The organism is Pseudomonas sp. P5_B2 (genome assembly GCF_056400445.1).
In genome coordinates this window covers 1-10,508 of the sequence record NZ_JBFULH010000133.1, presented here as the reverse complement: position 1 = coordinate 10,508, position 10,508 = coordinate 1, and the positions used below count along the sequence as shown (strand labels likewise).

Annotated in this window: 8 protein-coding genes; 2 read left to right on the top strand and 6 right to left on the bottom strand. The window is 59.1% G+C overall.

The genetic code is table 11. The features are described 5' to 3' along the window. Nucleotides 1-59 precede the first annotated feature (59 nt). Both tadA and AC1DRJ_RS13115 read right to left on the bottom strand, forming a co-directional pair. On the bottom strand, nucleotides 60-557 hold the full coding sequence (gene tadA, locus AC1DRJ_RS13120; RefSeq protein ID WP_477802527.1) for a tRNA adenosine(34) deaminase TadA: 498 nt from the start codon (nucleotides 555-557) through the stop codon (nucleotides 60-62). Then, nucleotides 557-1,933: a multicopper oxidase family protein gene (locus AC1DRJ_RS13115; protein WP_477802526.1), complete on the bottom strand. Its 1,377-nt coding sequence runs from the start codon at nucleotides 1,931-1,933 to the stop codon at nucleotides 557-559. Before AC1DRJ_RS13115 ends, tadA begins: the two co-directional genes overlap by 1 nt. Before the next feature lie 216 nt (nucleotides 1,934-2,149). Between AC1DRJ_RS13115 and AC1DRJ_RS13110 the strand changes: the two genes are divergently transcribed. Then, entirely contained in the window at nucleotides 2,150-5,119 is a 2,970-nt protein-coding gene (locus tag AC1DRJ_RS13110) for a membrane-targeted effector domain-containing toxin (RefSeq protein ID WP_477802525.1), read from the top strand. A 72-nt stretch (nucleotides 5,120-5,191) separates the two neighbouring features. Here the strand turns inward: AC1DRJ_RS13110 and guaA are convergent, their stop codons facing one another. The 4 genes from guaA to AC1DRJ_RS13090 all read right to left on the bottom strand — a co-directional run bounded on the left by guaA (nucleotide 5,192) and on the right by AC1DRJ_RS13090 (nucleotide 10,019). Next, nucleotides 5,192-6,769, bottom strand: coding sequence for a glutamine-hydrolyzing GMP synthase (gene guaA, locus AC1DRJ_RS13105; RefSeq protein ID WP_477802524.1), 1,578 nt, complete (start codon nucleotides 6,767-6,769; stop codon nucleotides 5,192-5,194). Nucleotides 6,770-6,868: 99 nt separating this feature from the next. Next, nucleotides 6,869-8,338: an IMP dehydrogenase gene (gene guaB / locus AC1DRJ_RS13100; RefSeq protein WP_477802523.1), complete on the bottom strand. Its 1,470-nt coding sequence runs from the start codon at nucleotides 8,336-8,338 to the stop codon at nucleotides 6,869-6,871. Between the two features lie 200 nt (nucleotides 8,339-8,538). Further along, on the bottom strand, nucleotides 8,539-9,087 hold the full coding sequence (locus AC1DRJ_RS13095) for a sugar ABC transporter ATPase (RefSeq protein ID WP_477802522.1): 549 nt from the start codon (nucleotides 9,085-9,087) through the stop codon (nucleotides 8,539-8,541). A 164-nt stretch (nucleotides 9,088-9,251) separates the two neighbouring features. Continuing rightward, nucleotides 9,252-10,019: a sulfite exporter TauE/SafE family protein gene (locus AC1DRJ_RS13090; protein WP_477802521.1), complete on the bottom strand. Its 768-nt coding sequence runs from the start codon at nucleotides 10,017-10,019 to the stop codon at nucleotides 9,252-9,254. A 241-nt stretch (nucleotides 10,020-10,260) separates the two neighbouring features. Here AC1DRJ_RS13090 and AC1DRJ_RS13085 point away from each other — a divergent pair. After that, nucleotides 10,261-10,508: exodeoxyribonuclease VII large subunit (locus tag AC1DRJ_RS13085; protein ID WP_477802520.1), on the top strand; the 248-nt coding region annotated here is incomplete at its 3' end.

Below are 10,508 nucleotides of genomic sequence, written 5' to 3'. Positions count from 1 at the left end.
TCTCAGTTGAATGTTAATCCGCATTCGCGAGCAAGCCCGCTCCCACATTGGTTCGGTGTTTAGTCTGAAGGTTTCGCGCGTCTAGCCTTGAAGAACTCGCTGAGCACCGTCCCGCACTCGTCCGCCAACACCCCGCCTTCAAACAATACCCGGTGATTCAAAAAGCCCTGGGTGAAGAACTGCCCCTGACTCTGCACAATCCCTGCCTTGGGCTCCAGCGCGCCATACACCACCCGCGCAATCCGCGAATGCACGATCAAGCCTGCGCACATGCTGCAAGGCTCCAGCGTCACGTACAGCGTGCTGCCCGGCAGGCGATAATTGCTGGCCGCCAACGCCGCCGCGCGGATCGCGACCATCTCGGCATGCGCACTCGGGTCGTTGCCGCTGATCGGGCAATTGAAGCCGCGGCCGATGATTTCCCCATCCTGCACCAGCACCGCGCCCACCGGCACTTCGCCAAGTGCGGCACCTTGAGCGGCGAGGGCCAGGGCTTCGCGCATGAAGTCGCGATCACGGCTGCGGTCGATGATGGCGGCGGGACGAATCTGACGCATCACGCCACCTCGATGGCGGCCATCAGGCCGGTTTCCATGTGATCGATCACATGGCAGTGGAACATCCAGATGCCTGGGTTATCGGCCACCAACGCCACTTGCGCACGCTCGTTCTTGCCCAACAGATACGTGTCGGTGAAGTACGGGATGACCTTGTGCCGGTTCGAGGCAATGACCTTGAAGCTCATGCCGTGCAAGTGAATCGGGTGCTGATACTGAGTCATGTTCTTCAATTCAAAAATGTAGCTCTTGCCCTTCTCAAGCTTGGCAATCGGCCGGTCGGCGCAGGTCTTGTCGGTGATGTCCCAGGCTTTGCCGTTGATTTGCCACAGGCTAGGCGGTTTGCCGTTGTCGACGTTGACCGACACCGAACCCACCCACTCGAAATTGAAGTTGAGTTTCTCGGCATTGGCCAGGTCCGGCTCGGCCACCGGGTTGGCGGGCAGCGCGGACGGCCATTCAGACGGTGCATCGCTATTCGCCACCGAACGGAACGTACCCAAGCGTACCGGACCGTTGCGCAGGGACAACTCTTCACCGGCCGGCGGAGCCTTGATCGCCAGACAAATACGCATGCCGGGGCCCAGCCAGTACTCCTTGCCCAGCGGGCGCGGCTCGATGGGGTTACCGTCCAGCGCGTAAATCTGCGCTTCAACGCCGGGAATGTTCAGGCGATACGTCAGCGTGTTATCGAGGTTGAGCAGGCGTACTCGGGTGATCTGTCCAGCAGGCAAATCAATTACCGCTTGCGATATGCCATTGATGGTCGACAGACGACCCGCCGTACCGCCACGGGCGGCTTCACGAGGAATGCTGAATGGCATGAAAGCGCCCTCTTCATCGACGTGCCAGCTCTTGAAGCTCAAGGTTTTCTCGTACTTGAAACCGGTGGGCTCACGCTCTTCGACGATCAACGGGCCGACCAACCCGCGACCGAGCTCTTCGCTGCTGTTCACATGCGGGTGATACCAGTAGCTGCCGGCATCGGGCACGCGGAATTTGTAGTCGAAGTATTCGCCCGGCAGTACCGGCAATTGCGAGACGTAAGGTACGCCGTCCATCTCCAGCGGCAAGCGGATGCCGTGCCAGTGAATGGTGGTCGCTACCGGTAGATGGTTGATGAAACGCACCCGCAGCCATTCACCCTGGCGAACCCGCAACTCGGTCCCCGGCGCCGACGGGCCGAACGCCCAGGCTTCGGTCTTGTGCCCGGCCACCAGCTCGACGTCCAACGGTGCGGCAATCAGCTCATAGTCGTGGCCAGCGTCGGCGTCGGCCATTTTGCCCAGCCAGTAGCGCGACGCGCCCCCTGCTCCGACGCCAACGACAACTAGACCGGCCAGGCCACCGAGGATTTGGCGACGGGTAAAGGACATGAACTCAACTACCTCACGTATCAGCGTCGGGCGCGGGGCCCGCAAAAGGCGAATACGATACACCTGCAATTGGGAAACAGTAAGGGCGCCAGCCTCCCTGACATCAAAGGCAGCCCTTTTTCTTACACATCGGGTCCCTTCCGATCCTACAGATTGACGGCGGCTGACCGGGCATAGTGGGTGCCCATGTTCTGAATATTTCTCAAGGAGCGAGAAGTGAACCAACCCGCCGCCGCTATCCCGACCCTGCTACCGAACCCGGCAGATGAGCAGTCTCTCAAGGCGCTGGTGCTGCCTTTTACCGAAGCCTGCCCCGACCTGTATGCCCTGGCGCACGAAGCCGCCCAGGGCGTCCTCGACAAGCACGCAATCAAAGACATCGACCCGAACCACGTCTGGTGGCACCGCTTCAACAATATCTCGGCGAGCAGCGACAAAGCGTTCCTGGGTTGGGAGCACTACCCCGCACCGTCCGAGTCCTTGACCTTGCCGCAATTGGTAGTCAAGCGTTTCCGGCCGCACGATCAGGACAATGCCGACCTGCTGGATGGCAACGGCGGCTTCTACAACGAAGGTGCCCATGCGTCTGTTTTCAACGAGACCAACGAAGTGCGGATGTATCCCAGCGAAGTCCTCAAGGATCTCTGGGCAATCAACTTCAGTGCGCTGTACCGGGAAAAAATGCAGCGCTTCTGGTCGACTCACCCGGATGATTTCCGCACCCTCGCCAAACTTAATTTCCTGGCCAAGGCGTTGAACGAGCATGACGGCACTCGGCTGAGCAACGGAAACCTCAAGACGGTGATCAAAGCCGTCGCGGGCAACGTCACGTGGCCGATCAGCGTTGCGATGCTACAGGCCTCAGCGCCGACCAAAGAGGGGTTGAGTGTCTACGCGCTGGACATTGGTGGGTATCAAGCCACTGACATTCTGTGCATCACCGACCGTAACGGCGTGCGCATTCTTTACACACCGGGTGAAACCGACAGCTTTCACATTTTTGCCACGGCCTCCGATCTGCACTGGTGGCTGCTGATGCAGAACACTCACGCGGATAACCGGGCGCGCTTCATGGCCCACTTCCCCTTGGCCGCCCAGCAGCAGGACGACGGCAACATCGGCCTGAATGCCATGATTGATCTGCTCTATTCCACGTGGGGCAAAAGCGATCACCATTTGATCAATCAGAACGCCACCCCCATCGCAGGCGACGTCTTTAGCTGGTTGCGAGATTCAGTGAAGGCTCGCATGCACGGCGACGCGGACCTGTCCCTGCGTTCGAATGGCGATCTACGGGAAAAAATGTGGATCGGTTATTTGAATGTCTTTGTTCATGTCTTCGGCGGCATGGCGGCCCTCGGCTGGCCCCTAGCGCTGGCTGCCGTCGGTGCCGGTATCGCCGACATGGGGCTGAACATTGACCAAGCGGTAAATGGCAGCACCAAGGCTGATCGCCGCGCCGGGGTCGCGGGTGCCATCAGCGCTGGTATCGAGACACTCTTCAACCTGCCTTTTCTGCGTGGAGCAGCGGAATTGTCGGAGGTGGGTGAGGCCAGCGAAACCTTCAGGCTTGAAGAATCCGCGACCGAGGAGCCACTCGATGAAACATCGGGCACGCCGCCTGTTGCCCGTTACGCCCCCGGCCCAGCTTATGCCAAGGATGGCGTTGAACTGCTGTCTCACTTCGAAACCAATGAAATTCTGGATGGTGTGTCGCCACTGGCCGGGGAAGGAAAATTTCAAGGCATCTACCCATCATCCGCCGGTGGCTATTACGTTTCGATCAATGACAACTATTACCTTGTGCGCTACATAAACGAGCTGAAAACCTGGGCCATTATCGATCCTGCCAACCCTTACTCGTTCTACCGTAGCCTGCCCGTTCGCCTCGATGCGCAAGGAGAATGGCAACCTATCAAACGCCCCGGCCTGTATGGCGGCGGCAAGTTTGATGGATTGTGGCCCTGGGGCCGAGCCAGCGAGCCGTTGCCGGACATGGACAGCCCTGCCACCGCTTACGATATGCCCCAGGCCCTGCGCAAGGACCTCAACGACATTGCCAGGGGAGCCAGCACCAAGTACGACCTCAAAGACTACATGGCCAGCCTGCCCAAGCCGGACGGGAGTAACCCGGTCGCCGACTTCAAGGCCATGAGGAAAACCCTATATCGCGATGCCACTGCTTTCCTTGAGACAAACACCTCACCCGCCAGGCCAGAAATACCGCCACTCCCCGTCGGCCTGCCAAAAAAAGACCTCATCAAGAAACTGCTGCGTATTGCATTCGGGTTGATCATTGGCGAGAGCCATTCAAGCATCGCCAGCAAACAGTTCCTGATCGAGAACATGGAAGTGCTCAGCAAGCAGAAAGTCAAAACCCTCTACTTCGAACACCTGCTGACTGACTTTCATCAAGCCGACCTGGATATTTTCAACCGGACCGGCGAGCTTTCAGAGTCTCTGGAAAGCTACCTCAGAAACCTTGATCGCGGGCACAGCACCGATCCCAGCGGCCGGTTCACCTTTCTGGAAGTGGTGAAAAGCGCGCGTAAAAACCATATCCGGGTCCAAGCCATCGATTGCCTGGCCAGCTATCAAAGCACCGGAATGACGGGGGTCGAGAAGAATTTTCGGCAGAGGATGATGAGTTACTTCGCTCATGAGGTCATTCGCACCGATCAGCTCACCCGCGGCGCTCATCGCTGGGTGGCGCTGGTTGGCGACAGCCATGCCAACACCTGGGAGGGTGTGCCAGGTATCAGTGAACTTGAGGGCGGCATCGGCGTGCGCATCGAAAGTACCCCGGAGGGTAAATCGGGGGGCATCGAGGTCGATCCCGGGCGGATTCCAACCGACAATTTCGGGCGCCCGCTGACCCTCGTGAAAAGCGACCTGCGTCTGCAACTGGATCCGCCTGCCCCCCTAAGCCAGGCGGAGACCATAGAAAAGGCTCTTCGCAACCCCGGCGATTGCACCGTCACGAATGTCGATGACATTCCTATGCTCATTCATCGCAGCAGAACCGGCGACATCGTCCATACACCCATCCAGCGCGAAAACGGGCGGTTCTACATCGAGCGCGCCAGTTGGCCATTCCTTAGCACCCGGCGCTTCGCCAGCCTGGCAGAGTTGTCATCGGCATTAAGACTCAACGGCCTCAAACCAGTGGAAGTGATTGGATCCTGATACGCAAAAGGCCCCGTGAACTCGCGCTCACGGGGCCTTTGCTGTGTTACGGACGATCCGTTAAATCAGGGATTACTCCCACTCAATCGTCGCTGGCGGCTTGCTCGACACGTCGTATGTGACGCGGGAGATGCCTTCGATTTCATTGATGATGCGGCCGCTGACGGTTTCCAGCAGCTCGTAAGGCAGGTGTGCCCAACGCGCAGTCATGAAGTCGATGGTTTCTACGGCACGCAGGGCAACCACCCAGGCGTAACGGCGGCCATCACCCACAACGCCAACCGATTTCACCGGCTGGAACACCACGAATGCCTGGCTGACCTTGTGGTACCAGTCGGCTTTACGCAGTTCTTCGATGAAGATGTGGTCGGCACGACGCAGCAGATCGGCGTATTCCTTCTTCACTTCACCGAGGATCCGCACGCCCAGGCCCGGGCCCGGGAACGGGTGACGGTAAACCATGTCGTACGGCAGGCCCAGTTCCAGGCCCAGACGACGGACTTCGTCCTTGAACAGCTCGCGCAGGGGTTCAACCAGCTTGAGGTTCATCTCTTCCGGCAGGCCGCCCACGTTGTGGTGCGACTTGATCACGTGAGCCTTGCCGCTTTTGGCGCCAGCCGACTCGATCACGTCCGGGTAGATGGTGCCTTGGGCGAGGTACTTGATGTTGTCCAGTTTGTTGGACTGGGCATCGAACACGTCGATGAAGGTACGGCCGATGATCTTGCGCTTCTTCTCCGGGTCGGACTCGCCGGCCAGGTTGTCGAGGAACTGATCTTCAGCGTTGGCGCGAATCACTTTGACACCCATGTTCTCGGCGAACATGGCCATCACTTGCTCGCCTTCGTGCAGACGCAGCAGGCCGTTGTCGACGAAGACGCAGGTCAGTTGGTCGCCGATGGCTTTGTGCAGCAGTGCGGCAACCACCGAGGAGTCTACGCCGCCGGACAGGCCGAGCAGTACGTTGTCGGTGCCGACCTGGGCGCGAATGTTGGCAATGGCGTCTTCAGCAATCTTCGAAGGCGTCCACAGCGCTTCGCAGCCGCAGATGTCGAGGATGAAGCGCGACAGGATGCGACCGCCCTGCTTGGTGTGGGTCACTTCCGGGTGGAACTRCACGCCGTAGTACCCGCGAGCGTCGTCGAACATGCCGGCAATCGGGCAGCTCGGGGTGCTGGCCAGGATGTGGAATTCCTGTGGCATCCTGGTGACCTTGTCACCGTGGCTCATCCACACGTCGAGGCCGAACAGGCCGTCGGCGTCGATGTGGTCTTCAATGCCGTCGAGCAGGCGGCTCTTGCCGACCACGTCAACGCGGGCATAACCAAACTCACGCAGCTCGGAGCCTTCGACCTTGCCACCCAGCTGTTCAGCCATGGTCTGCATGCCGTAGCAGATACCGAAGACCGGTACTCCCAGGTCAAACACCGCTTGCGGGCAGCGCGGGCTGTCAGCGACGTGCACGGACTCGGGGCCGCCGGCGAGAATGACGCCTTTTGGAGCGAATTCGCGAATCGCTTCGTCATCCATGTCGAACGGATGCAGTTCGCAGTACACGCCGATTTCACGCACGCGGCGAGCGATCAGCTGGGTGTACTGGGAACCGAAGTCGAGGATCAGGATGCGGTGAGCGTGAATGTCGAGGGCCATGATTCAGTCTCGTCTAAGTAATTCAGAAACAGTCGTGATTCAGAAACAACTCGGGGCTGAATAAAACAGCCCCGGTTATTTAACTTTTTACTTGAAGCCTCAACCTACGCGGTAGTTTGGCGCTTCTTTGGTGATTTGTACGTCGTGAACGTGGGACTCGGCCATGCCAGCGCCGGTGATCCGCACGAACTCAGGCTTGGTGCGCATTTCTTCGATGTCGGCACTGCCGGTGTAACCCATCGAGGAACGCAGGCCGCCCATCAGTTGATGGATGATGGCGCTCAGGGTGCCCTTGTAAGGAACACGCCCTTCGATGCCTTCCGGAACGAGTTTCTCGGCGCCTGCCGAGGAGTCCTGGAAGTAACGGTCGGAGGAACCTTGAGCCTGGGACATGGCGCCCAGCGAACCCATGCCACGGTAAGCCTTGTACGAGCGCCCCTGGTACAGTTCGATCTCGCCCGGTGCTTCTTCAGTACCGGCGAACATCGAACCCATCATCACGCAGGAAGCACCGGCAACGATGGCCTTGGACAGGTCACCGGAGAAACGGATGCCGCCGTCGGCGATCAACGGAACACCGGTGCCTTCAAGGGCAGCGGCGACGTTGGCGATGGCAGTGATTTGGGGGACGCCGACACCGGCGACGATACGGGTGGTGCAGATCGAGCCAGGGCCGATACCGACCTTGACTGCGTCAGCGCCTGCTTCGGCCAAGGCCAAGGCGGCAGCGCCGGTGGCGATGTTGCCGCCGATGACCTGCACGTCAGGGAAATTCTGTTTGACCCAGCGAACGCGGTCGATCACGCCTTTGGAGTGACCGTGAGCGGTGTCGACTACCACCACGTCAACACCGGCGTTGACCAGGGCTGCGACACGCTCACCGGTGTCTTTACCGGTACCGACAGCAGCGCCGACACGCAGACGACCTTGATCGTCCTTGCTGGCCAGCGGGTAAGCCTTGGCTTTTTCGATGTCGTTGACGGTCATCATGCCTTTGAGGGCGAATTTGTCGTCGACGATCAGTACGCGTTCGATGCGGTGTTTGTGCAACAGCTCGCGAACGTCGTGCTTGTCGGCGCCTTCCTTGACCGTGACCAGACGCTCTTTAGGCGTCATCACTTCACGAACGGAGGCGTCCATACGGTTCTCGAAACGCACGTCACGGGAAGTGACGATGCCGACCAGGTCGCCATCGTGCAGCACGGGAACACCGGAGATGTTGTGCATGTGGGTCAGTTCGAGCAGTTCACGAACCGTGGCATCRGCCTCGATCGTGATCGGGTCCTTGACCACGCCGGCTTCGTAACGCTTGACCTTGCGCACTTCGGCAGCTTGCTGCTCGATGGTCATGTTCTTGTGGATAATGCCGATGCCACCTTCCTGAGCCATGGCGATTGCCAGACGGGCTTCAGTGACGGTGTCCATGGCGGCAGAAACCAGAGGAATATTCAGCTCGATGCCACGGGTTAGGCGGGTCTTGAGACTGACTTCGTTAGGAAGCACCTCGGAATAACCAGGCACTAGGAGAATGTCGTCGAATGTCAGAGCTTCTTGGCTGATACGCAGCATCGCGGGGGCTCCCGAGCGGGAAAATGGAAGCGCGCCATTATAGTCAGACACCCCCTCGGGTTCAATGTAAAACTCTGTCTATTATCGATACGGTCGATTGACGGGCATTTCACCCCGAATTTTGTAGGAGCACAGCTTGCTGGCGATGGCGGTCTTAAGGACGCCATCGCGGGCAAGTCGGATCGCCGCACCGCTTGCTCCTACAGTTCGACTTTGACCCAACTGACCGGCTGATCCAGCCAATCGGCAAATTCGTCGATAAAGCTCTGCTTGAACCCGGCTTCTGCCCAGTTGTTGAAGATAAATCCGAGGTTGGAAAAACCGCATTCCTGCAAGAAAAGGAACCCGTTGATGTCATCTTCATGCCCGCATTCAGGACAGGTGAAGTTATCGGTGCGTCCTGGCATCCAGTCTTCCAGGCTTTCGAACAGCGCTTCACCAACTTCTTTGCGGCACTCGGCACATCCCGCCTCTTCGTGAAAACCTTTGGCCGGCGTATAGATGCAGCGCTTGGTGACGATTTCCAGGCCATTGACCGACTCGCCAAACGGTAGCGCTTCGGGGTGCAGCACCACCGCGCGAGCACCGTCGGCGATGGCGTGGGCCATGCGGTTGCCAGTACGGCCACAGGTGGTCAGTTCTTCCTGGACGATGTTCTTGCGCACCAGCCACCGCACCACCGCTCGCGCCCGGGGTTCGTGGACCGGCAACGTGGAGATTTTCGGGACGATGATGCTTTGTGAATTCATGGGTGCAGACCCTGCAAAAACTGAATGTTCACCCTTGTGGGGGCGAGCCTGCTCGCGATGACGGTGTATCAGTCAACAACATCATTGAATGTTAAACCGCTATCGCGAGCAGGCTCGCTCCCACAGGATTTTCGGCCGGCAGCTTAATCCCTGACACTCTCAGGTCAAGTACTCAAGTAACGCCCGATCAAGGCAATCCCGCTGGCCAGCACCAACCAGGTCACTAGCCGCACAAATGCCTCGCGCGACAACCTCATGGTCAACCGCCGCCCGATCCACAACCCCAGGGCCATGGCCGGCAACAAACACAGCGCCAACACCAACAAGGGTAGCTCGGCATACACACCTGCGACGGCAAACAGGCTCAAGCGCACCACCGTGCTGCAACTGATCAGCGCGCTCTGAGTCGCGCGGGCCGCCTCTTTGGGCAGGCGACTGTTCAAATAGATCGCATATAAAAAGCCGCCACTGCCAAACAACGCCCCGAACATCCCGCCCACAGTGCCCATCGGCACCGCCCAACCGGCTGCTAACTGCGTCGGACGGGCTTTGACCCACAGGCTGTAAATCGCATAGGCGCTGATAAACAGCCCCATCAACAGCAGCAACACATCGGATTTCAGGTTCAGCAGAAAGATCACCCCCAGTGTGCAGCCCACCGCCATGCAAGGCAGTAACCGCAGCAACTCGGGTTTCGCCACATCACGCCGCGAGGGCAGCAGATTGCCGAACGCAGCTACAAAATCCAGCAACACCAGCAATGGCACGATCTTCGACAGCGGCATGAACAGGATCAGTATCGGCCCCGCCACCAGCGCCGTGCCAAATCCGGCGATGCCGAACACGATATAAGCCAGGGCGATGCCCAGCCCGATGACCAGCCAATCCGTTGTGCCGAAGGGCCATTGGTGTAACAACTCAAATGCATTCATTCCCTGTCTTCCTTGATTACCGCTAATGACTGTACCAATCGCGGAGCCGTTACACGATCCATGTAACAGCTGGCGAAGCCTGCGTCCGRCTGCGCAGCAGTCGCTAATGCATACGCCGCGCCCGGCCTGACCATCCGACAACCGGATTTTACGACTGCTGCGCAGCCGGACACAGGCTTCGCCAGCTGCAGGAGTGCGTGAACGTAGAGATTCCCGTGCGAATGCCTTTAAACTGCGCCCCATGATTAAAGATCCCTTTGCAAGACTCGGCTTGGACCGTGAAGTCCTGACTGTCAGCCAGCTCAACGGCCGCGCGCGGGTGTTGCTCGAAGACGTGTTCAGCAATATCTGGGTCGAAGGCGAAATCTCCAACCTCGCCCGCCCGGCGTCGGGCCATGTGTATTTCACCCTCAAGGACAGCGGCGCCCAAGTGCGTTGCGCGCTGTTCCGGCAAAATGCGGCGCGGGTGCGTCAGGCGTTGAAGGATGG

Excerpts from the sequence above, each read along its gene's own strand:
- AC1DRJ_RS13115 (WP_477802526.1), bottom strand. The coding sequence starts at position 1,933 with ATGTCCTTTACCCGTCGCCAAATCCTCGGTGGCCTGGCCGGTCTAGTT.
- tadA (WP_477802527.1), bottom strand. The coding sequence starts at position 557 with ATGCGTCAGATTCGTCCCGCCGCCATCATCGACCGCAGCCGTGATCGC.
- AC1DRJ_RS13090 (WP_477802521.1), bottom strand. The coding sequence starts at position 10,019 with ATGAATGCATTTGAGTTGTTACACCAATGGCCCTTCGGCACAACGGAT.
- AC1DRJ_RS13095 (WP_477802522.1), bottom strand. The coding sequence starts at position 9,087 with ATGAATTCACAAAGCATCATCGTCCCGAAAATCTCCACGTTGCCGGTC.